25 protein-coding genes are annotated in these 22,286 nt (G+C 57.0%); 8 read left to right on the forward strand and 17 right to left on the reverse strand.

Going from position 1 to position 22,286, the window contains the following annotated elements; all coding sequences use genetic code 11:
• The 11 genes from IGS51_RS11300 to sat form a co-directional block, all read right to left on the reverse strand.
• Nucleotides 1-303, reverse strand: a 303-nt coding sequence (locus IGS51_RS11300) for a HEAT repeat domain-containing protein (RefSeq protein ID WP_297078492.1), incomplete at its 3' end; no start/stop codon positions are given.
• Between the two features lie 47 nt (nt 304-350).
• A complete protein-coding gene (locus IGS51_RS11305; protein ID WP_068510401.1) occupies nt 351-590 on the reverse strand; it encodes a phycobilisome linker polypeptide in 240 nt (79 codons plus the stop codon).
• A 127-nt stretch (nt 591-717) separates the two neighbouring features.
• Entirely contained in the window at nt 718-1,599 is an 882-nt protein-coding gene (locus tag IGS51_RS11310) for a phycobilisome linker polypeptide (RefSeq protein ID WP_297078493.1), read from the reverse strand.
• A gap of 128 nt (nt 1,600-1,727) precedes the next feature.
• Complete coding sequence (locus IGS51_RS11315) at nt 1,728-2,573, reverse strand: phycobilisome rod-core linker polypeptide (RefSeq protein WP_297078494.1); 846 nt, start codon at nt 2,571-2,573, stop codon at nt 1,728-1,730.
• Nucleotides 2,574-2,983: 410 nt separating this feature from the next.
• On the reverse strand, nt 2,984-3,472 hold the full coding sequence (gene cpcA, locus IGS51_RS11320; RefSeq protein ID WP_068510412.1) for a phycocyanin subunit alpha: 489 nt from the start codon (nt 3,470-3,472) through the stop codon (nt 2,984-2,986).
• Nucleotides 3,473-3,601: 129 nt separating this feature from the next.
• Nucleotides 3,602-4,120, reverse strand: coding sequence for a phycocyanin subunit beta (locus tag IGS51_RS11325; RefSeq protein WP_172353713.1), 519 nt, complete (start codon nt 4,118-4,120; stop codon nt 3,602-3,604).
• A gap of 600 nt (nt 4,121-4,720) precedes the next feature.
• Nucleotides 4,721-5,647 (reverse strand): RluA family pseudouridine synthase, encoded by a 927-nt coding sequence (locus IGS51_RS11330; protein ID WP_367279324.1) that lies wholly within the window; start codon nt 5,645-5,647, stop codon nt 4,721-4,723.
• A gap of 224 nt (nt 5,648-5,871) precedes the next feature.
• Nucleotides 5,872-6,093 carry a hypothetical protein gene (locus IGS51_RS11335; protein WP_068510416.1) on the reverse strand — a complete coding sequence of 74 codons (222 nt, stop codon included), beginning with the start codon at nt 6,091-6,093 and terminating at the stop codon, nt 5,872-5,874.
• Between the two features lie 267 nt (nt 6,094-6,360).
• The gene (locus tag IGS51_RS11340; protein ID WP_297078495.1) at nt 6,361-6,849 is read right to left on the reverse strand and encodes an N-acetyltransferase; all 489 of its coding nucleotides are present in this window, start codon (nt 6,847-6,849) and stop codon (nt 6,361-6,363) included.
• A gap of 26 nt (nt 6,850-6,875) precedes the next feature.
• Nucleotides 6,876-7,118, reverse strand: a complete 243-nt coding sequence (locus IGS51_RS11345; RefSeq protein WP_297078496.1) for a hypothetical protein — start codon at nt 7,116-7,118, stop codon at nt 6,876-6,878.
• 102 nt (nt 7,119-7,220) lie between these two features.
• Nucleotides 7,221-8,408: a sulfate adenylyltransferase gene (gene sat, locus IGS51_RS11350; RefSeq protein ID WP_297078497.1), complete on the reverse strand. Its 1,188-nt coding sequence runs from the start codon at nt 8,406-8,408 to the stop codon at nt 7,221-7,223.
• 248 nt (nt 8,409-8,656) lie between these two features.
• Here sat and IGS51_RS11355 point away from each other — a divergent pair, with 248 nt between their 5' ends.
• The 6 genes from IGS51_RS11355 (at nt 8,657) to IGS51_RS11380 (ending at nt 12,698) form a co-directional block, all read left to right on the forward strand.
• Nucleotides 8,657-8,986 carry a nucleotidyltransferase family protein gene (locus IGS51_RS11355; RefSeq protein ID WP_297078498.1) on the forward strand — a complete coding sequence of 110 codons (330 nt, stop codon included), beginning with the start codon at nt 8,657-8,659 and terminating at the stop codon, nt 8,984-8,986.
• Complete coding sequence (locus tag IGS51_RS11360; RefSeq protein WP_297078499.1) at nt 8,973-9,323, forward strand: DUF86 domain-containing protein; 351 nt, start codon at nt 8,973-8,975, stop codon at nt 9,321-9,323. The genes IGS51_RS11355 and IGS51_RS11360 overlap by 14 nt, the downstream gene beginning before the upstream one ends.
• A gap of 194 nt (nt 9,324-9,517) precedes the next feature.
• The gene (locus IGS51_RS11365) at nt 9,518-9,820 is read left to right on the forward strand and encodes a hypothetical protein (RefSeq protein ID WP_297078500.1); all 303 of its coding nucleotides are present in this window, start codon (nt 9,518-9,520) and stop codon (nt 9,818-9,820) included.
• Between the two features lie 166 nt (nt 9,821-9,986).
• Nucleotides 9,987-10,346, forward strand: coding sequence for a hypothetical protein (locus tag IGS51_RS11370; RefSeq protein WP_297078501.1), 360 nt, complete (start codon nt 9,987-9,989; stop codon nt 10,344-10,346).
• A gap of 200 nt (nt 10,347-10,546) precedes the next feature.
• Nucleotides 10,547-11,416, forward strand: coding sequence for a glutamate--tRNA ligase family protein (locus tag IGS51_RS11375; protein ID WP_297078502.1), 870 nt, complete (start codon nt 10,547-10,549; stop codon nt 11,414-11,416).
• Between the two features lie 244 nt (nt 11,417-11,660).
• Nucleotides 11,661-12,698, forward strand: coding sequence for a hypothetical protein (locus IGS51_RS11380; protein WP_297078503.1), 1,038 nt, complete (start codon nt 11,661-11,663; stop codon nt 12,696-12,698).
• 43 nt (nt 12,699-12,741) lie between these two features.
• On the opposite strand, the gene IGS51_RS11385 is transcribed toward IGS51_RS11380, so the two are convergent.
• Nucleotides 12,742-13,551, reverse strand: coding sequence for a serine/threonine-protein kinase (locus tag IGS51_RS11385; protein WP_297078504.1), 810 nt, complete (start codon nt 13,549-13,551; stop codon nt 12,742-12,744).
• 227 nt (nt 13,552-13,778) lie between these two features.
• Between IGS51_RS11385 and IGS51_RS11390 the strand changes: the two genes are divergently transcribed.
• Nucleotides 13,779-14,534, forward strand: coding sequence for a phycocyanobilin:ferredoxin oxidoreductase (locus IGS51_RS11390; RefSeq protein ID WP_297078505.1), 756 nt, complete (start codon nt 13,779-13,781; stop codon nt 14,532-14,534).
• Nucleotides 14,535-14,606: 72 nt separating this feature from the next.
• Here the strand turns inward: IGS51_RS11390 and IGS51_RS11395 are convergent, their stop codons facing one another.
• On the reverse strand, nt 14,607-14,897 hold the full coding sequence (locus tag IGS51_RS11395) for a DUF3493 domain-containing protein (RefSeq protein WP_297078506.1): 291 nt from the start codon (nt 14,895-14,897) through the stop codon (nt 14,607-14,609).
• 63 nt (nt 14,898-14,960) lie between these two features.
• Nucleotides 14,961-16,604, reverse strand: coding sequence for a serine/threonine-protein kinase (locus IGS51_RS11400; protein WP_297078507.1), 1,644 nt, complete (start codon nt 16,602-16,604; stop codon nt 14,961-14,963).
• A gap of 516 nt (nt 16,605-17,120) precedes the next feature.
• Between IGS51_RS11400 and pheT the strand changes: the two genes are divergently transcribed.
• Nucleotides 17,121-19,583: a phenylalanine--tRNA ligase subunit beta gene (gene pheT, locus IGS51_RS11405; protein WP_297078508.1), complete on the forward strand. Its 2,463-nt coding sequence runs from the start codon at nt 17,121-17,123 to the stop codon at nt 19,581-19,583.
• A gap of 86 nt (nt 19,584-19,669) precedes the next feature.
• On the opposite strand, the gene IGS51_RS11410 is transcribed toward pheT, so the two are convergent.
• The 3 genes from IGS51_RS11410 to argB all read right to left on the reverse strand — a co-directional run bounded on the left by IGS51_RS11410 (nt 19,670) and on the right by argB (nt 22,074).
• Nucleotides 19,670-20,341 (reverse strand): HEAT repeat domain-containing protein, encoded by a 672-nt coding sequence (locus IGS51_RS11410; RefSeq protein ID WP_172353702.1) that lies wholly within the window; start codon nt 20,339-20,341, stop codon nt 19,670-19,672.
• Nucleotides 20,342-20,591: 250 nt separating this feature from the next.
• Nucleotides 20,592-21,137, reverse strand: coding sequence for a hypothetical protein (locus IGS51_RS11415; protein ID WP_297078509.1), 546 nt, complete (start codon nt 21,135-21,137; stop codon nt 20,592-20,594).
• 46 nt (nt 21,138-21,183) lie between these two features.
• A complete protein-coding gene (argB, locus tag IGS51_RS11420; protein WP_297078510.1) occupies nt 21,184-22,074 on the reverse strand; it encodes an acetylglutamate kinase in 891 nt (296 codons plus the stop codon).
• Nucleotides 22,075-22,286 lie beyond the last annotated feature (212 nt).

Raw genomic sequence — 22,286 nt, forward strand, 5'->3', positions numbered from 1 at the left:
GTAACGAGTGCTCAAACGGCGATCGCCCAGCTTTCCCAGGGCCCGGGCTGCGTTCCGCCGCAGCGGGTAGCCGCCCAGTTCGGTTCGATCTGACTCGTCGCGGAGTGCCGCAATCAGCGCATCCACAGCAGCCGGATCAGACACACGAAATTTCCCCAACCACCATGCTGCGTAATAGCGCAAGCTGGTGTCGGGATGGGAAAGATTGGCGATCGCCTGCTCCACCGTCAGCGCCTCTGCGCCAGCGGCTTCCGATACAGCGGTCGATTCCTCAAACTGCGTCTCCGATGTTCCGTCAAGCATTCCTGAACCTGGGGGTGTCGCGTTCCGTCCAACGGGCGATCGCGTGCTTATGAATCGCTCGTCAGCGGTTCGATCTTGACAATCTTGCCGCCCATCCGCAGGATACGCTGCATCTCTTCGTTCATGCGGTTGTAAGGAACCGTGAAAAAGACGCTGCCGCTGTTGCGAATCGCGTAGTTGTTCTTGTCTGTCTCTTGGCTCTGACGCAGACCCACGACTTCATAGCGAAACATCCGCGCCCCAGAAGGCGAATTTGCGGCACTTCCCACAGCAGTTTGACCGTACATTGTCCTGTTCTCCATTGTTTAGAGGATAAAAGGGAGGAATCAGGGTTCAGGAGGCTTAGGTCAAGCCGCAAGCTTGAAAGCCAGTCAAAGGCTCAAGCACCAAGTCCCAAACCCTGATTCCTGAAACCTAGCTTGCGCTGGCTAGCGACACACTGACGATGCGACCGCCCTGGCGCTGGATTTGCTGCATCCGGGCAGAGAGCTGATCGTAGGGCACCAGGTAAGCAGTGCTGCTGCGGCGCAGCTTGGGATAGCCAACGCCAGAGCCGCCATTTCGCAGACCTGCCACTTCTACCCGATAGACGCGGGTGTTTTCGCCCACGGAGCCACCCAGGCACTTGCTGGGAGCCACATCGTCTGAAGCGCGGAAGAAGGCAAAGCTGCCGCTGCCGGAGGGGCTGACAATAGAGGTCGGTTTGTTTTGAGCGAGGTCGCGGGCCAGGTGGGGCACGCGACCCTCTGCCTGAGAGCGATCGCTGTTGGCATAGCCGCGATAGAGACGGAACATGCGGTTAAAGGCGACCGTGCGGGCCCCGGCATAGTACTCGAAGCCGCGATAGTAGGGCACGATGCTTTCGCCGAAGTTAGACTGATACTCTTCCGAGTCGATGTAGGAGTCGATATCCGCATCAAAGCCCTGGGTTTCGTACAGGTCGAGGTGGAAGATGACTTCCGACTCATCGTAGGGCGCACGACCCAGCAGGTGCTTATAGTTCAGTTCGATCACGCGAGTCTGGAAGTTGCCGTAAAGGAACTTCTGCTTGTAAAGGTCAGACTTGGCAACGGCGCGAACAAATTCACGGACGCTAATGTTGCCGTCGCGGAGGAGCGATTCGGCGCTGGTGAGTCGTTCGGACTTCATCAGGTAGTCGTTGCCCAACACCTGCCGATAGACGGCGCGAATGACGTTCTCGACATCCTCTTTGGTGTAATTGGGGCGGAGTTCTACCCGGGGCGCTCCGTCAAACGGAGATGTTCCCAAACGGGATGCTGCTGCGGTAACTGGCACGGTCGATCTCTCCTTCGTGTTTGCGAATGGCTTGGAAGCGGTTGGCGCTTGAAGCTGACCCCAAACCCCAACCACTAGAAACCGGAACTCAAACGGGTAGCGGGCGATTCTTGAGGCTACCCTGAACCCTAGACGGCGCTGATGCTAAGCACCCGACCGCCTGCGCGATTGATCTGCTGGAGGCGCGTGGAAAGCTGATCGTAGGAAACGAGCAGGTCGCGATTGCTGAGCCGCAGGGGGGCCCGGCCGCTGGCAGCGGACTGGGTATAGCGGACTCGATAGAGCTGGTCGCGATCGCCCGCTGCTGCACCCACCAACCCAGCTCCGGCTCCGACAAACTCGCTGACGCGGCCTGTGGAAGGCGGCTGGATCGGCATGGGCAGGTTGCGAGCCACTTCCTGCGTCAGCCGGGGGCGATTCTTGCCATACTGAGCGCGATCGCTGTTGGCATAGCCCCGGTACAGCCGAAACATGCGCGTAAATCCGACGGTCTTTTGCCCTCGCTGCGAGTTGAACCCGCGATAGGACGGCACGACCGAATCGCCAAAGCTTTCCTGATATTCCGTCGAGTCGAGGTAGGAGTTAATCTCTGCCTCGTAGCCCTGCTGGTTATACAGGTCAACATGGAAGGCGATCTCGGACTCATCGTAGGGTGCGCGGCCCAACAGATGCTTGTAGTTCAGTTCGATGAATCGAACCTGGGGATTGGAATAGAAAAACTTTTCCTTATACAGTTCAGACTGGGCGATCGCCCGCACAAAATCGCGGACGCTGATCTGCCCCTGGCGCAAGAGCGACTCGGCGCTGATCAACCGTTCGCTCACCATCAGGTGATCATTTCCCAGTACTTGACGATAGGCTGCCCAAATCACAGCCTGAACGTCGTCTTCTGTCCAGTTTGGACGCAGTTCTACGCGATCGCTTGGCGAAAACGCAGCAATGCCCAATCGATCTGCCGCAACCAGACCGCTCATCTCAAATCCCTCCTCCTAAAACTGGCACTCGGTTTTGAAAAGCCCTTGTGACGAGAGGATGCTCAAAGCTCAGCGCCCAATGCAGAAAATCAACCCATCAGGCTAGAACGAACGCCAGAACAAAAATCTCAGAAGCCTGAACTAGCAGAACTTCACCGGTTCTGATCGCTTGCGTTCCCAGACTGCTTCCGCCATTGCCACAAGCGCGTCGAAATAAACACAGATCTTCAATCGTAAATTTGTGCGAATAGAGCGGATTGGGTATAACTCGGTGCAAAAGTTTGTTCAGACTCTGCAACTTAGACATCGCCCACCCAACTCTCGCGCACAGATATAACAATGCCCGGAAAGGTAAACCCCTGCCAGTCGTGAACCAGCAATTGCTTACCTTTCCGGGCAAGCACAATCAACTAGCTCAGGGCGTTGATTGCGTAGTCGATGTAGGTGTTAGCTTCGTTCGCAGCCTGACCAGACAGACCGTGGTTAGCCTTGATATACTTCAGCGCTTCCACATACCAGCTGGGAGACAGATCAAAGGTGCGGTTGATTTCATCCAGACCAGCGATCAGGTACTCATCCAGAGGACCGGTGCCACCTGCAACCAACGAGTAGGTGATGATCCGCAGGTAGTAGCCGATGTCACGAGCGCACTTGGACTTGCCGCGAGAATCCGAGGCAAAGTTTGCGCCCTGCATCTGGGTGGTGTAGGGAAACTTCTGATACACGGCATTTGCAGCACCGTCGATCAGTTGCTGAGCATTGTTGGTCAGCGCACGAGCAGCTTCCATGCTGGCAGCGGCACGCTCGAAGCGACCGTTAACAGCTTGCAGTTCGGTGTTGCTGAGGAAACGGCCTTGGGTATCTGCTGCGGCGATCGCTTCAGTAATCGGGGTCTTCATAGTCGAGATATCTCCCTAAAAAACCTAAAGTTGTCCTTGAGTATTTTGAAAACCGTCGGCACGGAGCCGAGAACTTAGGCTAGAGCCTGAGGCTGCACAGGACAGCACCAGCCCATCACCAAAGCCAAATTACGCAACCGCAGCAGCAGCGCGATCGAAGTAGCTGGCAATTTCAGACACCAGCGCAGAGCAGTCACCCTTGGTGATGCCGTTGGGGTCGTTGACGATGGAAATTGCAGCGTCCTTCATTTTGGCAACGCCAGCAGCCACAGAACCACCGGGCACGCCCAGCGCTTGATAGGTTTCGCGCAAGCCGTTCAGGCAGCGGTCATCCAGAACGCTGGAGTCACCCGCCAGAGTTGCATAGGTCACATAGCGCAGGATGATCTCCATGTCTCGCAGGCAAGCAGCCATACGACGGTTGGTGTAAGCATTTCCACCGGGCTGGATCAGCTGGGGCTGCTCTTCAAACAGAGAGCGTGCAGCGTTTGCAACGATGGTGGAAGCGTTGCTGGTCATGCGGTTAACGGCATCCAGACGCTTGCTACCATCCTTGACTACGTTGCTCAGAGCGTCGAGTTGGGCGCTGCTCAGAAACTCTCCCTTCGTGTCAGCCTGGGAAACGACTTTAGCGAAAGCATCTAACATGGACTCAATCTCCTAATCGTTTTGGTTGAGTTCGGTCTTAAAAACTGGATGAAAGGTAGCCCAGTCTTCACTGTTGCTGATGGATAGCAGTGCTGAGTTAACACGGCGACACATGCAGCTTAGAAAGGCTCCCACAGATGAGAGAGAACGGCTTAGCCGCTGGACTCATCTTCCCGGACGCAAGGCGCTTCTCATAAATCTGAGAAAAACTTCACAGTTAGATGAGAAGGTTTAGAACCTGGCAAACCAGCGAATTGTCGTACTCTGTCTGTGGTTTGTACCCTTCCGAATCTCTTTATACAATGCGGTTAACCCATTTACTTGTTACAAGTTATTAAATTGCATAGAATCGCTCAGATATGCCCGCAAAGGCTTGACAGGCAAGGCTTTGCGGCGTATTTTTGCAAATCATTTCCGGCACATTTGTTTACATTTTCGCGCCTACCAATTCCTCATAGAAGCAGAATTTGGCATTTTAGATTCTCTTAAGAATTCTGAAAACCGTTGTCTGGACAAAGGTATAAATACTCTCTGAGGGCGGTCTGAGTGTACTCATAATTTTAAGCAATGTAAACAAGTCCTTCGCTAATTTGAGATTTGTCACACAAAACGCTGCCGCAAAACGCGCAAAAGCGTCGAAAAAGAGTCCGGCGGAGGGGCGATCGCCTCGATCTCTTTCTCAGAAATCGGGTGATACAGCCGCAGCTTCCAGGCATGGAGCGCCTGCCCCGGTAAGTTCACGCCGACCGATTTGCCGCCGCTGTAGACCGGGTCGCCTACCACCGGATGCCCCAGGTGGGCGCTATGGACGCGGATCTGGTGCGTGCGCCCCGTTTCCAGGTCAAATTGCATCAGCGTGTAATTGCCCAGGCGTTCGACCACCTGCCAGTGGGTCACGGCGCGTCGCCCGCCGCGATCTTCCGGCACGATCGCCATTTTTTTGCGATCCACCGGATGGCGACCAATGGGCGCGTCCACAGTGCCCGCATCTGCCTTGGGCGCACCGTAGACTACTGCCAGATAGGTGCGTCGGGCGGTTTTGGTTTTGAACTGAGCCTGCAAACGCTGATGCGCCTGATCGGTCTTGGCGATCGCCAGCGCACCGCTGGTGTCTTTATCCAGCCGATGCACGATGCCTGGCCGCTGCACGCCGCCAATGCCCGCTAGGTCGGGACAGTGTGCCAGTAGCGCATTCACCAGCGTCCCCGTGGTGTGGCCCGGCGCAGGATGCACCACCAGACCCACGGGCTTATTCACAATAATCAGGTGTGCGTCTTCAAACAGGATGTTGAGGGGAATGGCTTCGGCTTGGAGCGTCATCGGCTCGGAAGGCGGAATAGACACCGTGAGGCGATCGCCCCCCTGAACCTCCGCTTTTTTGGACGTGCAGGGAACCCCGTTGACGCGCACCTGCCCCTGCTCGATGAGCTTTTGCAGGCGGGCACGGGACAGATCGGGCAACCGGGCTGCGAGATAGCGATCGAGGCGATCGCCCCCCCCGATTCCCGCATCCACCACTAGCTCCAGATCGGCTGCATCGGCGGCTGCATCGACGGTTATATCGACGGCGGAATCGGCGGATGAATCAATGCCTTGGGACGCTGGCTCCAGGTCGTCAACCGCTTCATCGTCAAACGCTTCATCGTCAAACGCTTCATCGTCAAACGCTTCATCGTCAAAATCGCCTGAATCATTGCTCGGACGGTTATCCACAGTGCCTCCGCAGGCTGTCCCCATCAATGCCAGGTATCTTACTCAACATCCGGGCCGATTCCATCTTCTGGAAACACCCACTTGGGCGGCTCCATTGCTTTGCGGCGCAGCGCTTCCTCTGCCATTTCCAGCATCTTATCCAGCGACGTGGTTTCGATAAACTGCGATGCCTGGTTGCGATATTCCTGATTGGGACAGCGATCGCCCAGAACGCAGCCGTTTTTACACGCTTCGGCGCAGTTAATTTCGGTGGGGGTCATGGGGTGTTCTCCTTTTGAGTCAAGCGTTCAACGAATTTGGACAGAATCGATTCTGGATTTTAGATTCTGGATTTTAGATTTTGGATCGCTAAACGAATCTGGACAGGATCGATTTTGGATTTTGGATGGATGACTTTGGATCGCTAATTGACCTACATCAGTCTCGCATAGCGCTCTTGATGCTTCCACCCGCAACCGAAGCCCCAAATCCAAAATCCCAAATCTAAAATCCCAAATCTGCCCCTCTACCTCAACCCTTCCCGCTGCCTAGCGGTCGAGCGGCTTGACCATCCAGATCGACTGCGGCACAAAGCCCAGCGATTCGTATAGCCGTTGGGCAGGCTGGTTTTGGCAGAACACATGCAGCCCCATCTGGCGATCGCCCCTCAGCCTGGCCCAGTCTTCAGCTTGCCGCATTAGGGCCGTGCCAATTCCCCGGCGGCGATACTCTGGCGAGACGTAGAGTAAGAAAATGTGAGCGTGGCGATCGCCCCGCACCTGATCAACCGCGCTGCCCATCCACAAACAAGCCACCGGATCGGGAATTCGCAGGCTCGTATCCGCATGAGACCGCACCCACCACAGCGGCGTGTCGCCAGAGAAATATTGCTCAACGGTGTGCGCGAGATGGTCGAACCCTTCGCCAGGAAACAGTTCGCGGTAGGTGCGCTGCATAAACTTAACCAGCAGCGCCCGATCAACCCCAGTGCTGCGGTAAATCAGATATCCGGGGCATAGGTCAGCAGTGTCAAGCACAGGTCATCAGAACGGGTTGCAACTGCTTAGCTTGCCGGGGCGATCGCCGCTTCATCCGGCAGCCCATGAATCAGCACATCCAGCGAGGAAGCCGTTTCTAGGGCAGTCAGGTCATCGGAATGACCCAGCCCAACCTGTTCCCCTGCTTCGATCGGCGCGGGCGCAGCCATGTCTTCGGGCAAAAAGATGCGGGCGCTTACCACCACCAGCGCCAGCACAAACATCAACACCACCAGCAGCGGCGCAATGTATTGACGAAAAATGGCCATTTCCTTCAGATCCTCTCGCGTATAGATTGGGGGTCTACTCTCATCCTATCGCTGCTATCGCCCCGCCAACTCGCCCCGCCAACTACCCAAACCTACCCAACCCTAAATCTCAAACGACGGCTGGGGAATCTGCATTGCCCGCGCCAGTTCAGCCGCCACCAGCGGACGAGAAAACTCCGGCGGTGGCAGTTGTCCGTTTCGCAGCATTTCCCGCACCTTCGTCCCCGATAGGTGAATCCGCTCTTCGGGCGTGCTGGGGCTGGTTTTGGTGGTCGCCATCTGGTTGGTGCGGGTGCAGTAGAAAGCGTGTTCAAACTTCAGCGGCGTGATGCCCAGCGCCAGCGGGTCAAATTCGTCGAAAATATACTGCGCGTCGTAGGTTCCGTAATAGTCGCCCACACCCGCATGATCGCGCCCCACGATGAAGTGCGTGCAGCCGTAGTTTTTTCGCACCAGCGCATGGAAAATCGCCTCTCTAGGGCCGGCATAGCGCATCGCAGCCGGGTTGATCGCCAGGATCACTCGATCCTTCGGGAAGTAGTTTTCCAGCATGATCTCGTAGCAGTTCATCCGCACGTCTGCCGGAATGTCGTCTTCTTTGGTTGCGCCCACCAGCGGATGCAAAAACAGCCCGTCCACCACTTCCATCGCGCATTTAATAATGTATTCGTGGGCCCGGTGGATAGGGTTGCGGGTCTGGAAGCCGACGATCGTTTTCCAGCCCTTATCTCGAAACAGCGCCCGCGACTCGGCCGGGTCGATTTGATAGGTGGGAAAACGCGGATGAGCCTCGCGCTGAAGCAGCCACACCGGGCCGGCCAGGTTCACCGGTCCCTGGCGATAAACCACCTTTACACCGGGATGCTTTTCTTCATTGGTGCGATAGACATGCAGCGCCTCGTGAACCTTGTCGTAGGTGTACTTTTGCGTCAGTTGCAGCACGCCAACAAACCGCCCCAGAGAGTCATCCAGCCGCACCAGCATCCCCTCTTTCAGCGGCGTGGCTTCTTCTTCCGTCACCGACAGCGTGATTGGGATCGACCACGGCAGCCCATTGGCCAGATGCATTTCATCGACCACGCGCTGATAGTCTGCCTGCTCCATGAAGCCCGTCAGGGGGCTAAAGCCGCCGATCGCGATTAGCTCCAAATCTGACACGGCCCGCTCATCGAGCCGGAGCCGGGGCAAAAAGTCGGCTTTATCCAAAAACTCTTGCCGCTGCTCTGGAGTGCAGATTCGGTTAATCAACGTCCCGCCGTGGGCAGGGGCCGGATCGGGGAAGTGAGTCATGACTGCTTTAGGTTTTGTTTAGATTTGCTACTAGCCTTCATCCTACCAGCAGGGGCGATCGCATTTGAATTGCCCGCTGGCTCCTCCCAGTCCCCCTAGCCCCCAGATCCTCTCCAAAGCCATGCCGCATAATCGAGTGATAGAAGGCAAGCATCTGAGCGAAATGCAAGCCTTATGGTTTGAAATATTGAATTTGAGAGATTGAATTTGAAATATTGAACTAAAAATATTGAACTAGAGGTTGAATGATGGTTTCTCAACTTGCCCCCCCACTAAATCAACGCATCCCGGCATCTCTTGAGCAGATTGCTGAGTTTTGCCATCGCTGGAAAATCATCGAATTTGCCCTCTTCGGTTCCGTGTTGCGAGATGACTTTCGCTCCGACAGCGATATTGACGCACTTGTGACCTTTGCCCCCAGCCCAGGTTGGAGCTTATTTGATTGGGTGGATATGAAAGATGAACTTGAAGCCTTATTCAGAAGAAAAGTGGACATAACCGATAAAGAAGGGCTGAAAAATCCCTATCGACGGCATGAAATTTTGCGAACCCATCAGGTGATTTATGCAAGCAAATAACCGTGATGTTGGGTCGCTATGGGATATGGTCAGCGCTATTCGCCGAGTTCAGGAATTTACTGCAAGCCTAACCTATGAGGCTTATTTGGATAATATTCTTGTCCAAAGCGCGGTAGAAAGACAGCTTGAAATCTTAGGAGAAGCCGCTCGCAGACTATCGAACGAATTTCGACAAGCCCATCCCGAAATTGGCTGGCGCAGAGTTATTGGATTACGCAATATCCTGATTCATCGTTATGACGAAATCCGCCAAGAAACCATTTGGAAAACAGCTATCTCAGAGCTGGAACCGCTACGCACTCAACTAGAAACGTTGTTATCCCCATTGCCTGATTAAATCTTTTATGAAGTTCTGGGTGGGGGACGATTCGCGCATTGTCAGCGACCGAGCGGGGTGTGCCATATTGGACGTGTCAGATCGGGATGCTGAATCTGGGCATCCTGAAGCTTCAACGGCTTTACCCCAGAATTTTCCGAATCTCAGTCTCATGCTGTGTGGCAAATTATTTCTAACCTGTGCTGTGGTGATGTTTGCGAGTACGCCTGCGATCGATCGCCTGCGACGAGTCTGCCTTCACCCAAATTCCCTTTTGTGAAATTGCCGAGCACGAATCCGACCCTGCGGTGATTGCCCGTGAGTGTCCCTTTGTCCATTTTTCTGTGGGCGAAAATGGGCAGCCCAGCGGCTTTTTCTTGCACCTGTCTCAGGAAAATGCCGAGCTAGAGCAGCGATTGCAGATGGAGTGCGGCGGCTATGCTGGCAGGATTATGGAAACGGTCGCTTTTTTTGAGCAATATCCAGACATGCGAGTTTATCTAGGAAGATCGAATTAGGGCGATCGCCCATCCTTTTGCTGCCATCTCTTGCTGCCATCTCTACAAAACTGTTCTGGCTATTCAGAATCCATACGTGGGTGAAATCTGAATGAATCGCCTTCAAAAGATTGCCATCGGTTGCGGAACGCTTGCTTTGGGGACGATAGCGCTGTTGGAATGGACTATGGGCGCGGCTCCGTGGCGATCGCCCCGTAACCTGACGGAACGCATGATTGGGGTTCCCCTACCCCACGGCGTTACGCCAGAGGTGAACTTTAGCGGGCTGCTCGGCCCCATTCCGACAGACATTGAATATATTGCCCACGTCAATTTTGTGATGCCTGCGGACAACCTGGAAGCCTTTGTAAACACGCTGGGCTGTCCTGTTCCAAGTGCAGAGAACCAGTACGAATGCATCTTGGACTTTCCACAAGGTCCAGGCGGAACACCACCCAAGAACGGCACAGCGGAGTCTCGGTTGTTCCAGTTCCGGTTTCAGGAGAATGGAACGGTTCGAGTGCAGATGCGCCTGCTGGCAACATGAGGCTGAGTCTGTAGAATTCATCGCGAAAATTCATCGCGAAAATTCATCATGAGAATTCTCCGCGGACATTGCGCCTTCGGATTTACCATTTTCCTTTAGGACCTACGCAGTTGGAGGATTTTTCGCGGGCTGCGCCCGCGAAAAATCCTCCAGCACCTAGAAAGCTGATTGCAAGTGCATAAGTCCTGCCCTTGTTGGAAGTGGATGATTCATTTGCGGTGTTGCCATTGACCCATGCCTATCGCGGGCGACTCGCGCCGACACCCACCGGGCACCTGCACCTAGGTCATGCCAAAACGTTTTGGACGGCGCAGCAGCGGGCTGTGCAGCATGGCGGCGTGCTGGTTTTGCGAATCGAAGACCTTGACCGCGATCGCTGCAAACCCGAATATTCTGACGATTTGCTGGAAGATTTAGTCTGGTTTGGTTTTTGCTGGCAAGAAGGGCCCGACGTAGGCGGCCCATTTCAGCCCTACAGGCAGCGCAATCGCCAGTCGTTCTACCACCAAACCTGGCAGCAGTTGAACCATCTCGGCGCGATTTATCCCAGTCCCCACTCTCGCAAAGACGTGGCCAATGCGCTCCGTGCGCCCCATGAGGGCGATCGCGAAGTGATCTTTCCTGTTGAATTGCGTCCTGCAACGTGGGAAGCGGCGACGGAACCCGGCGAGGTGAACTGGCGATTTCGCGTGCCCGATGGCGAGGCGATCGCCTTTATAGACGAACATCTAGGCCCACAGCGCTTCATTGCAGGGCAGGACTTTGGCGACTTCATGGTGTGGCGGCGAGACGGGTTGCCCAGCTATGACCTGGCCGTCGTGACCGACGACCACACAATGGCGATTTCCGAAGTGGTGCGCGGCGAAGACCTGCTGCTTTCTGCCGCCAAGCAGATTTTGCTCTATCGCACACTGGGCTGGGAAATTCCGGCGTTCTATCACTGTCCCTTAGTGCGCGATGCAGCAGGCAAGCGACTGGCAAAACGCGACGGGGCCCGTAGCCTGCGATCGCTCCGGCAACAGGGCATTACCCCAGAACACATTCGAGAATCGTGGGAACTGTTCCTGTAGCTTTGAACTCAAAGCCAGACCTCTCAGCAATGGGGAAAGTTCCGGCTCTGACCAGCGAAACGGTAATCCTTCACTGACTAAATACTTCTAATACTTCTCTGACAAGGCGTACTTCTTATACGGTAAACATGAGAAGCGGGCTATGATCGGCGATCGAGCGGAACTCTAGCTCATCCGGGTGCATCGATAGACCTGCCCGTATTCCTTCTTGAGTCCAACCGTCTTGTTCAAGGAGCTATGCCCCATGCCCCGGTTTTCGCTGAAGCGGGCGATCGCCCTTTGGCTCGTTCTGTCGGTGGCGCTGGTGGCGCTGCTGATCCGCGAATCGCCCACACTGGCTTACACGCCCTTTGCCAGCATCGAGATTCAGCCCAGCGCCGGCCGGCCGATCCATCTGCCCAACCGCATTTTTGACTGCACCCAGGGTGCGGCCCAGTGGCAGTGCAGCGCTGCTCTGGCCGAACAGCCGCTCGACCTGACCTGGAGCTATAGCCCAGCATTTCCTACTGAACTGGGGGACTGTGGCGCAACCTATGCGGGTCGGACGGTTTCCTGCCGCGAAGCAGGGATGGACTTTGTGCGTGGGCTGCAATACCGCTATGCCTTGCAGGGTGACCTAGAGCTGGGCGCGGCACAGTTGAACGGGCTGCGGTGGCACTATTGGGGCATTAACCTGCTGATGTCTCTGCGAGACCTGGGGCTGATTGGGCTGGGGCTGGGACTGTCGGTGGCGGGCGGGGTGCTGGTGGCGCTAGGGGCGTGGCGTAGTCCGGGGCGCTGGGCCAAGGGCATTGCCAGCTTTGCCTGTGGCATGGGGATGGCGCTGCTGGTGGCTAACTATTTTGGGCGAGTTTTGCTGGAAACGGTGCATGGGGTTGGCATTTCCGACGACCAGTGGCAATGGCTGACGCATGGGCTGGCGATCGCCGCTGGCATCGGCACCTGGATCAGCACAGCGGCGCTGCTCTATTTCCCCTTTGGCCCGGTGATGCGGCTGATTGTGAGCCTGCTGGCGGGGGTGTCGCTGTTTAGCCTGCTGGCGCAGTCGCCGGGTGCTTACCTCCTAAGCTTTATGGGCATCCCGGTGGGCAGTGGCCCGTTTGGAAGCCATTTGCCGATTTTTCTTGCCAGCGGGGCAGCATGGCTGGCGGCGTTCTGGCTCTATCGCAAGCGACCTATCAATACGCGCCGTTTTCTGAGCTTTGCAGGCGGCGTGGGGGTCTTTGCGATTGGGTCGCTGCTGGCGCTGATGGGTCTGCTGTGGCTGGGTTACGTGGATTAAGTCCGAGTCCATCCCCAATCTAAAATCCAAAATCCCCTCCCCTCTACCCCGTGGGCAGAGCCGCCAGCGCCGCATCGGCCGTGCGAAATCGCTGGGTTACGTCTGGCTCGGTCATTTGCTTCAGCCAGGTGGCAAAGTCGGGGCTGCACTGGAGGCACTGATCCAGATTGATGCGAAGACCCCGGTGGGGCAGATTCATGGGTTCGATTCCAGTCATGCCGACGACCAGCGTCATGCCCAGGCTGTAGAGATCGGAGGCGGTCATGGCGCGGCGACCGATTTGTTCTGGCGCAACGTAGCCTTCAGTGCCGACGATGCTAAAGGTAGTGCCATCCGCAGAAGCAAGAGACTTGACGGAGCCAAAATCGACCAGGCTGACCTGAGTGGCGATCGCCCCTTCATCGTCCGACAGCAGCACGTTGCTGGGCTTGATGTCCCGATGCACAATGGGCGGCTGCTGCGCGTGCAGATATTGCAAAATTTCCAGTGCCTTCCGCGCAACCTGTTTGGCTTCGGCTTCGCTGAGGGTGCGCTCGGCCTTGAGGTATTTATCGAGCGAGGTTCCCGGCAAATAGCTCTGAATCAGCGCCAGGGCCTTTCCGCCGCGAGGCAGGTCGATTTCAAAATAGCCCAGGTAGCGCGGCGTAGCAGGATGGGCCAGCACTTGCAGCGCATCGGCCTCGCGGGTAAACAGCTTGAGGTCATCAGGACCAAGGTTTTCGTCAATAAACACGACCTTGAGGATGACGGGTTCGTGGGTCATCAGATCGCGGGCCAGCAACGTCCAGCGGCCAGACTTTTTGCCGAGTTGCTGTTCCACTTCGTAGCGATCGCCGAGTATCTGACCTGACATAATACAAAATACAAAAGTTGAGGTGATGAATGTTCGTTCGGGGCGCTGCCTATGGCTGAACGTGACGCTCAACATACCATCCAGTATGCTGCCCGGGATGCCGTCCAGTATGCCGCCCAATTGTAGCGCCACTGTGAAATTTTCTCTGTGGCATCGTAAAGCGAAGCCTTAATTTCAAGCCTATCGCCAGAGCCGCCTCTCGACACCTGTCATCACGATTTACCATCATGTCTTTTTCCGTTCCTTCGCCTGCTCCCCAGTCCGACTCGATCCGCCACCAGCAGCATCCCCTGATTCGCGCCCTAGCAGATCGGATCGAGGCTGTATGGCAAACTCATCTGGACTTGTCGCCCTATCACCTGCCCGAAGACCTAGGCTACGTAGAAGGACGACTGGAGGGCGAACGTCTGGTGATCGAAAATCACTGCTACCAAACGCCGCAGTTTCGCAAGCTGCATCTAGAACTGGCGAAGCTGGGCACCGGGCTAGATATCCTGCACTGTGTTATGTTTCCCCATTCGGACTATGATTTGCCCATGTTTGGCGCAGATTTGGTAGGCGGGCGCGGCCAGGTGAGCATGGCGATCGCCGATCTGTCTCCCGTGCGGGGCGATCGCAGCCTGCCCAGCAGCTACGTGGGCGAGTTGGAATCTCTGCCGCCGCTCCAGTTTTCGCAGACGCGCAGTTTCCCCACCTGGGGCACGATTTTTTCCAGCTACTGCCTGTTTATCCGCCCAGAGTCGGAGGATGAACAGCAGCAGTTTCTCAATCGCGTCGAAGCCTACCTGAAGATTCACTGTGAACGGGCGATCGCCACTCCCGCCACCCCCGAAAAGCAGTCTGAAATCCTGGCCGGGCAGCAGCACTACTGCGCCCAGCAGCAGCAAAACGACAAAACCCGCCGCGTGCTAGAAAAAGCCTTTGGCGAAGACTGGGCAGAACGCTACATGACCACGGTGCTATTCGACTTGCCCACAAGGTAGCAGCGCGGCTCAACAGCACACCATGCAAACTATGCACAAACTGCACAAACTATGCAGCGTCGTCAAAACCCGTTATCCCCGCCGACGAGCGGCAGCCTTCTGTTCCAGCCGAAAGAGCCACACCATCAGCGCCACCAGTCCCAATTGCAGCGCCAGATTGGGCAGTGTGTCGCTGTCGCCCCGCCCGGCCGCAAGCTGCGTAGCAAAAATGAACGCACCGATTAGCCCGGACGCGCCAAACGCCAGATAGACAAACTGTCGCAGCCCCCGATAGGGTGCTTTTGATTCTGCTACTAGCCGAGCATAGGCTTCTGGATCACGCTCTTTCAGCTTCTCGCCCCGCTCCCGCAACCGATCTGTCATGGCTATTCACCACCCTGGCAATTGTTCAGGTAAAACTCAGCGGGCGTGATGGGCCCCGCCTATCTACCATAGCCCTCGTTTGCCGCTGGGGTGAACTGTCGCCCAGTTGGTTCGCGCCAGCGCCAGTTGCTCGTCGCTAATCTTGGCTCCGGTCAGGTCTGCGCCGCAGAGGTTCGCCCCCCGCAGGTTGGCGTTGCTCAGATAGGCATAGCTCAGGTCTGCCCCCCGCAGGTCTGCCCCCTGCAAATCCGCATGGCTAAGGTAGGCCCGCGCCAAGTTTGCGTTTTTCAGAATCGCCTGATTCAGACTGGCTCGACCGAAATCGGTGTTAAACAGGTTTGCGCCCTGGAGGTTCGCCTTATGCAGTTTGGACTGGTGAAAGTTTGCCCCCGTCAGCGCAACCTTAGACAGGTTCAACAGGCTCAGGTCGCGAGAAGTAAAGTCACGCTTACCCTTAGCGTAGTCGTTCAGCAACTCATCCGCCCGCAGTTTGGGCATCAGCGCTGGATGTCCGCCAGAGTTGCCACTGCTGCCGCCCGATGCGCCCCGACCTCGCTCGATCGTGGTGACGGAAACCGGCTTTTGGATGGCGGTACGGCGATGGCCACCCGTGTAGGGCGAACCGCCGGAATCTCCGCCGGACTTGGACTGCCGTGCGCGAATCGCAGCCGCCATGCGGGCAGAAGGCGAAGAGGGGAAGAGGTTGCCGCTGAGGTCGCCAGAGGGCATGTAATGATTGGGCGAAACCTCAGGCTGGCGGGCAGAAGGCCGAACAGGCTTCACCATGCTCTGGGCCAGGCTGTCGAGGTATGGCTCCAGATCCAGCGCCCGCAGCACTTCTCCTGCGTTCTGATAGCGATGGCGAACGGAAACCTCCAGCATCTTTTGCAACACGCCCGCAAAGTGTTCGCTGATGTGAACCTGTTCGCGCCACAGAATTTCGCCGGTGGTCGGGTCATAGTCCATATCCTTCGGCGCTTTGCCCGTCAGCAGGTAAATGCAGGTCACGCCCAGCGCGTAGATATCGCTGGCGTAGACCGGGCGCATCGCCATTTGCTCTGGCGGGGCATAGCCGGGAGTGCCGATGGCGTAGGCTGTCAGGGCAGTCTGCTCCGTTGCGCCGGCCCGCACAGGGTTGACTTGATCTTTCACCGCGCCAAAGTCGATCAGCACCAGCTTTTTGTCCTGGGTGCGACGAATCAGGTTGGCAGGCTTGATGTCTCGATGAATCACCTGCTGGGAATGCACGTACTGCAACATCGGCAGCACTTCGCTGAGAAACTGCTTGACCCCCGCTTCGCTGAAGGGGCCATTTTGCTTCACTTCTTGCTGGAGGGTGGAGCCGCTGATATATTCCTGAATTAGGTAAAATTCCTGGTTTGCCTCGAAGTAGTCGAGCAGTCGAGGCACTTGGGGGTGGTTACCGATTTTACCCAGTGTTTTGGCTTCTCGGCGGAACAGCTCTCGTGCCATTTGCAACACATGGGGCGAGGAGGCAACAGGACGAAGCTGCTTGATCACGCAATGGGGACTGCCGGGAAGCGATTCATCCTTGGCCAGAAACGTGGCTCCAAACCCGCCATGCCCAAGGGACTGCACCACCCGATAGCGATCGCGCAACAGCAGCTTAGAGCCACAAGCCTGACACAGCTCAGTATGAGTCAGATTCTCTGGTTTTGGACAGGCAGGATTTAAGCAGTAGCTCATTCGGCATCACTCGTTAGGTTGACCGCCGGGCGTATATCTCAGTAATGAGAGCATGCACCTCTTCTACAATTATCGGCCCAAGAGCATGAAGGTAGAGTGCAGTTCTCTCGGGGAAACCCTTGAAGACTTGCTAAAGATCACGCTGATTCGCTTGAAGTCCCAGTAAACATCCGTAGACACACGGGATGGTCGTGTAGCAATTAGCCTAGGTGCTTACTCAAAATATTGACGAAGCATCCAGACGAGATGTTGCTAAAACTGCCGGAGGAGCGAGATGCAGCGGGTAAAAGCATTTAGCCTCTATAGATTGTTTAACAGATTGTTGATGGATGTGCTAGGGGGTAGAAGCGCGTTCTAAGGCAACCAAGCGGTAGAATTGGGAGGTCTGAGGCACGAGATTTGGCGGTTTATCAGCCGCTTCATTTGGGCTAACGTCTGGACGTAGCCCTGCCAGAGTCGGGCTGGATTAGATTTTGATCACGTTAATTTTTGTTGGGCAGAAAGGCACGATAGGCGATGCGAATTTCTCTGAACTGGTTGCGAGAGCTAGTCGATATCAACGTATCTCCAGAAGCGCTGGCGGATATGCTGACGATGGCGGGGTTTGAAGTCGAAGAGATTGAGGATCGCCGCACCTGGGCAGATGGTGTGGTAGTGGGTCGCGTGCTGGATCGCCGGCCTCATCCCAACGCCGACAAGCTGAGCGTGTGTACGGTGGACATTGGGGCTGACAAGCCTTCCACTATTGTTTGCGGCGCGGCGAATGTGCGGGCAGATATCTACGTGCCCGTGGCGACGCTGGGGACGCACCTGCCGATAATTGACCTGACGATTCGCCCCCGAAAGCTCCGGGATGTGCCCTCGGAAGGGATGATTTGTTCGCTGGCAGAGGTGGGGCTGGCGAAGGAGTCAGAAGGAATTCATATCTTTCCGCAGGACTCGCTTCAGGTGGGCATGGATGCCCGTCCGCTGCTGGGTTTGGACGATGTGATTTTAGACCTGACTTCTACGGCAAACCGGGCCGATGCGCTGAGCATGGTGGGCATTGCGCGGGAGGTGGCGGCGCTGACGGGTGCAACACTCAAGCTGCCAGAGGTGCCCGAACTGCCTGTAAAGTCTGGTGGAAAAGAATTGGCGCTGCGGATTTCGGAGCCAGGAGCCTGCCCGATTTACATCGGCACGGTGATCAAAGGAGTGGCGATCGCCCCTTCTCCTGAATGGCTGCAACGACGGCTTCAGGCAGCGGGGACTCGTCCGATTAACAACGTGGTGGACGTAACCAACTACGTGCTGCTGGAGTGGGGGCAGCCGCTCCATGCGTTTGATGGCGATCGCCTGCGTGCCATTGCGGGTTCTTCGGATCTGACGCTGGGCGTGCGCTTTGCCCGCAGCAGCGAGACGCTGACCACGCTAGACAGCCAGGAGCGAAAGCTGACCGACCAAACGCTGCTGATCACCGCCAACGACCAGCCCGTAGCGCTGGCAGGCGTGATGGGGGGTGAAAACAGCGAAGTTTATGCCGATACGACGAATCTGGTGCTAGAAGCGGCGGTGTTTGACTCGGTGGCGATTCGTCGATCAGCGCGATCGCAGGGACTCCGCACCGAAGCCTCGGCCCGCTACGAGCGCGGCGTAAATTCTGCGGAACTCGAACTGGCCTGTCGGCGGGCCCTGGCGCTGCTGGTGGAACTGGCGGGCGGCACGGTGGACGTACAGACGGTGGCCGATGCTCGGCCAGGCGGCGCAATGGCAACACGCACGATTGAACTGCGGCTGGAGCGGCTAAACCAAGTGCTTGGCCCCATCGAACTAGACAAAGAGGCGCGTCCGGGCGAGGGCGAAATTGGCGACTTGCCGCCCGCCGAGGTAGAGCGGATTTTGACGGCGCTGGGCTGCGAACTCACCCCGATCTCGGCGGCGGGCGACGTGTGGCGGGTGAGCGTGCCGCCCTATCGTCACCGCGATCTGGAACGCGAAATCGATCTGATCGAGGAAGTGGCGCGGGTTTACGGCTATAACAACTTCTGCGATACGCTGCCTGCCAAGACCGAACTGGGCTTCCTGTCGCCCGACTACGCGCTAACGCGGCAGATTCACCATGCCTTCAAAGCGGTGGGGCTGACGGAGGTGATTCACTACTCGCTGGTGAAGCCGGACGGCGACAACCAGATTGCCCTCAGCAACCCGCTGTTTGTGGAATATTCTGCGCTGCGGACTGAAATGCTGACGGCGCTGATCGATGCCTTCCAGTACAACCTAGAGCAGGGCAACGGGGCGCTCAATGCCTACGAAATCGGGCGCGTGTTTTGGCGCGAAGAGGACGGGCTACATGAGGGCGATCGCCTTGCGGGAATCATGGGCGGTGATGCATCGGTCGGGCGCTGGGTTCGCAGCGGTCGCGAACAGCCGATGACCTGGTTTGAGGCCAAGGGCGTGTTAGAGAGCGCGTTTCGACAGCTTGGCGTAGCGGTTGAATTTCAGCCCGATCGGCGGAACCCGCTGCTGCATCCTGGACGGACGGCCTCGCTGTGGGTGCAGGGCGAGCGGCTGGGTACGTTTGGACAGATTCACCCCCAAGAACGCCAGCGCCGGGGCTTGCCGGATGAGGTCTATGCCTTCGAGCTAGACCTAGATTTGCTGCTGGACGATATGTCCGACGAAGCCAGGATCACGCCGACCTTCAAGCCCTACTCTGCCTATCCAGCCTCCGACCGAGATTTGGCGTTCTTTGCGCCCGTGCAGTTTTCAGTGGCAGAAATTGAGCGGGCGGTTCGCAAGACGGCAGGCAAACTGCTCGACTCGGTGGAACTGTTTGATGAATATCGCGGCGAGTCAGTGCCCGAAGGCAAGCGCAGTCTGGCGTTTCGACTGGTCTACCGAGCGAGCGATCGCACGCTAACGGACGAAGACATCGAGCCGGTGCATCAGAAAGTCCGCGAAGCGCTCCAGGAGAAATTCCAGGTGAGCTTGCGGAGCTAAGGATAAAAAAAGAAGAACGAAAACCGAAAATTCTTTCCTCTTCGTTCTTCGTTCTTCTCTCTTCGTTCTTCGTTCTTCCCTTTTCCTCACTCCACCGCTTCCAGCTTTTGCAACGACAGCGCCGCCGCGTCCGACACGTGGGGGTGGCTGTCGCGCAGCAGGTATCGCAGCGCAGCAATGCTCTTGGGGGTGGGCAGGTTGCCTAGGGCTTCGGCGAGGCGCTGACGAACCAGCCAATCGGGCGAGTCCACAAAGCGCAGGATCGCCTCGACCGCTTCCAGGTCTTGCAATTCTCCCAGCGCGGCGATCGCCGCCTGATGCAGCACAACCTCATCGCTCTCCAGCGCTTGCAGCAAGGCATGGCGGGCACGGGGGTCTTGCAGGTTGCCCAGCGATACGGCGGCGCTAAAGCGCACCAGCCAGTCGGTATCTTCGTAAAATGCCCGCAGCAATGGCTCGACGGCGCGGGAGTCGCCCAGGTAGCCCAGCGCCCCAGCCGCATCGGCGCGGATACCGTAGTCGGGGTCGTTTTCCAAAATCTGCGCCAGGATGGGGTAGCACTCGTCGGTCTGCTTGATCCCTAGGGCAAACACGGCCATTGAGCGCACCTGTAGGCTTTCGTCATCTAGCACTTTGAGAATCAGCGGCACGGCGGATTCGGGCGGCACGTCGCGCAGCATGGCCAGGGCGACCATGCGATCGCTCGACTTGGGACTGTCGAGTTGGGTCTTGATCTGCTCCAGGCTGAGTTGACTCATGGCGGTTTTGTTACGAATTATTAACTTTATGATAGCGAAGTTTTTCCGGTGGCGGGGCTGTCAATCCGCTCCAGTGCGTCGTGTTGATTTTGGATTTTAGATTGGCGATTTTGGATTGGCAATCTTGGATTGGCGATTTTGGCGAATTGCGGGGGTTGGTTCGAGCGTCTGTTAGCGTTCCAGCAGGTTTCTGGCGCTTTCTCGCTATTGCGCGATTTGTGAGACTGGGGATTGGCGGAGGGCTTCTGGCTCAGGCATAGCCGAACCAGAGGAGTCCCGCCACAATCAGGGCGATCGCCCCCAGGGACAGCCACACAAACGAGTTGTCTTTGGTGTTAACTTGGCTCAGATCAATCGGCTCTGGATCGGGCTTAGGGCGGGGCTTCGGGCGCGACGGCTTGGGGCGCGTGGGCACGGCGTAGGCCTTCTGGTCTTCGGCGCTGGCGGTTTCCAGCCCGCCCAAGTCGGGAATCTGGGTCAGCCATTCGGGGCGAGTCCGCAAGCGCGGCGCGGTCAGGATGGCTTGCAGGCGGCGACTTTGCTTGCGGGTCTTCACATCGGGATGGCGCACCAGTTGCTCACAGAGGGCGATCGCCGCATCGGCCCGTCCTGCGGCCTCGTAGGCCGTCACCAGCCAAATCTGCACCTCGCCGCCCAGTTTGCCGCCCCGCTCCACCAGCGCCGCAGACTTCTCCAGGCACTCCACCGATTCGCGATAGCGTCCGCTTTCAAAATTTTGCTTGCCAGCTTGAAAGAGCGCCCTGGCCCGCTCCAGCGCCTCTGGATTTGCCGCCATGCCTGTGCTGCACCTATCCTATATCTATCCCAACCTACCCCAATACCTATCCCATAAAGTCTGAGGCAACCAGCATAGAGCCAATGCCCGCGTCAGTAAAGATCTCCAGCAGCAGGGCGTGGGGCAGGCGACCGTCGATGATGTGGGCTGCCTTGACCCCCTGGGCGAGCGATCGCACGCAGCAGTTGACCTTGGGAATCATGCCGCCAGAGACAATACCCGACTCAATGAGCCGCCGCGCTTCCTGGATATCCAGCCGGGGAATCAGCGTCGAAAGGTCGTGGTAGTTTTTCAAAATACCCGGTGTGTCGGTCATCAGGATCAGCTTTTCGGCCCCCAGCGCAGCCGCCAGTTCCCCCGCCACCGTATCGGCGTTGATATTGTAGGCCTGCCCTTTGTCGTCTGCGGCCACGCTAGACACGATGGGAATATAGCCCTCGCGTACCAGCGCCTCGATCAGCTTGGTATCGGTGCTTTGCACTTCGCCCACAAAGCCGATGCCCTCTTCGCCCTGGGGTCGCGCTTTGATCAGGTTTGCATCTTTGCCACACAGCCCAACCGCCGAGCCGCCCGCCTGGTTCACCAAGGCTACCAGTTCCTTGTTCACCCGGCCCACCAGCACCATCTCTACCACGTCCATCGTGGCCGCATCGGTGACGCGCAGCCCGTTTTTGAACTGCGCCTCAATGCCTAGTTTGTCCAACCAGGTGTTGATTTCGGGGCCGCCGCCATGCACCACCACGGGCCGCAACCCCACACAGGAGAGAAACACGATGTCGCGGATGACGGTTTCCTTGAGGTTGCTGTCTTTCATGGCTGCGCCGCCATACTTCACCACCACGACGCGCCCCGCAAACTGCTGAATGTAGGGCAGGGCCTCACTGAGGACTCGCACGCGAGTGGCTTCGGCTTTTTCAATATATTCGCTGGTCAGCATGTCTGAGGTTGAGGGTTAGGAGGTCAGGAGGCGAGAATTTAGAACTTTGGGCCAGGCTGATCAAAGAACCAAACCTGCACACCCCTCAAGTTCTGATGGGCAAATTTGATAGGACTTACGCAGTTGGATGATCTCTCGCGGGCTGCGTCCGCGAGAGATCATCCAAAACCCAGAAAGTTTAATCGCAAGTGTGTAAGTCCTATTTGATTTGA

Source organism: Thermoleptolyngbya sp. M55_K2018_002 (assembly GCF_015295965.1).
Lineage (GTDB): Bacteria > Cyanobacteriota > Cyanobacteriia > Elainellales > Elainellaceae > Thermoleptolyngbya > Thermoleptolyngbya sichuanensis.

Excerpts from the sequence above, each read along its gene's own strand:
- sat (WP_297078497.1), bottom strand. The coding sequence starts at position 8,408 with ATGACTCACTTCCCCGATCCGGCCCCTGCCCACGGCGGGACGTTGATT.
- argB (WP_297078510.1), bottom strand. The coding sequence starts at position 22,074 with ATGCTGACCAGCGAATATATTGAAAAAGCCGAAGCCACTCGCGTGCGA.
- IGS51_RS11345 (WP_297078496.1), bottom strand. The coding sequence starts at position 7,118 with ATGGCCATTTTTCGTCAATACATTGCGCCGCTGCTGGTGGTGTTGATG.
- IGS51_RS11335 (WP_068510416.1), bottom strand. The coding sequence starts at position 6,093 with ATGACCCCCACCGAAATTAACTGCGCCGAAGCGTGTAAAAACGGCTGC.
- IGS51_RS11355 (WP_297078498.1), top strand. The coding sequence starts at position 8,657 with ATGGTTTCTCAACTTGCCCCCCCACTAAATCAACGCATCCCGGCATCT.
- IGS51_RS11325 (WP_172353713.1), bottom strand. The coding sequence starts at position 4,120 with ATGTTAGATGCTTTCGCTAAAGTCGTTTCCCAGGCTGACACGAAGGGA.
- IGS51_RS11360 (WP_297078499.1), top strand. The coding sequence starts at position 8,973 with ATGCAAGCAAATAACCGTGATGTTGGGTCGCTATGGGATATGGTCAGC.
- IGS51_RS11380 (WP_297078503.1), top strand. The coding sequence starts at position 11,661 with ATGCCCCGGTTTTCGCTGAAGCGGGCGATCGCCCTTTGGCTCGTTCTG.
- IGS51_RS11395 (WP_297078506.1), bottom strand. The coding sequence starts at position 14,897 with ATGACAGATCGGTTGCGGGAGCGGGGCGAGAAGCTGAAAGAGCGTGAT.
- IGS51_RS11390 (WP_297078505.1), top strand. The coding sequence starts at position 13,779 with ATGTCTTTTTCCGTTCCTTCGCCTGCTCCCCAGTCCGACTCGATCCGC.
- IGS51_RS11410 (WP_172353702.1), bottom strand. The coding sequence starts at position 20,341 with ATGAGTCAACTCAGCCTGGAGCAGATCAAGACCCAACTCGACAGTCCC.
- IGS51_RS11385 (WP_297078504.1), bottom strand. The coding sequence starts at position 13,551 with ATGTCAGGTCAGATACTCGGCGATCGCTACGAAGTGGAACAGCAACTC.
- cpcA (WP_068510412.1), bottom strand. The coding sequence starts at position 3,472 with ATGAAGACCCCGATTACTGAAGCGATCGCCGCAGCAGATACCCAAGGC.
- IGS51_RS11400 (WP_297078507.1), bottom strand. The coding sequence starts at position 16,604 with ATGAGCTACTGCTTAAATCCTGCCTGTCCAAAACCAGAGAATCTGACT.
- IGS51_RS11315 (WP_297078494.1), bottom strand. The coding sequence starts at position 2,573 with ATGAGCGGTCTGGTTGCGGCAGATCGATTGGGCATTGCTGCGTTTTCG.
- IGS51_RS11370 (WP_297078501.1), top strand. The coding sequence starts at position 9,987 with ATGGGCGCGGCTCCGTGGCGATCGCCCCGTAACCTGACGGAACGCATG.
- IGS51_RS11305 (WP_068510401.1), bottom strand. The coding sequence starts at position 590 with ATGTACGGTCAAACTGCTGTGGGAAGTGCCGCAAATTCGCCTTCTGGG.
- pheT (WP_297078508.1), top strand. The coding sequence starts at position 17,121 with ATGCGAATTTCTCTGAACTGGTTGCGAGAGCTAGTCGATATCAACGTA.
- IGS51_RS11415 (WP_297078509.1), bottom strand. The coding sequence starts at position 21,137 with ATGGCGGCAAATCCAGAGGCGCTGGAGCGGGCCAGGGCGCTCTTTCAA.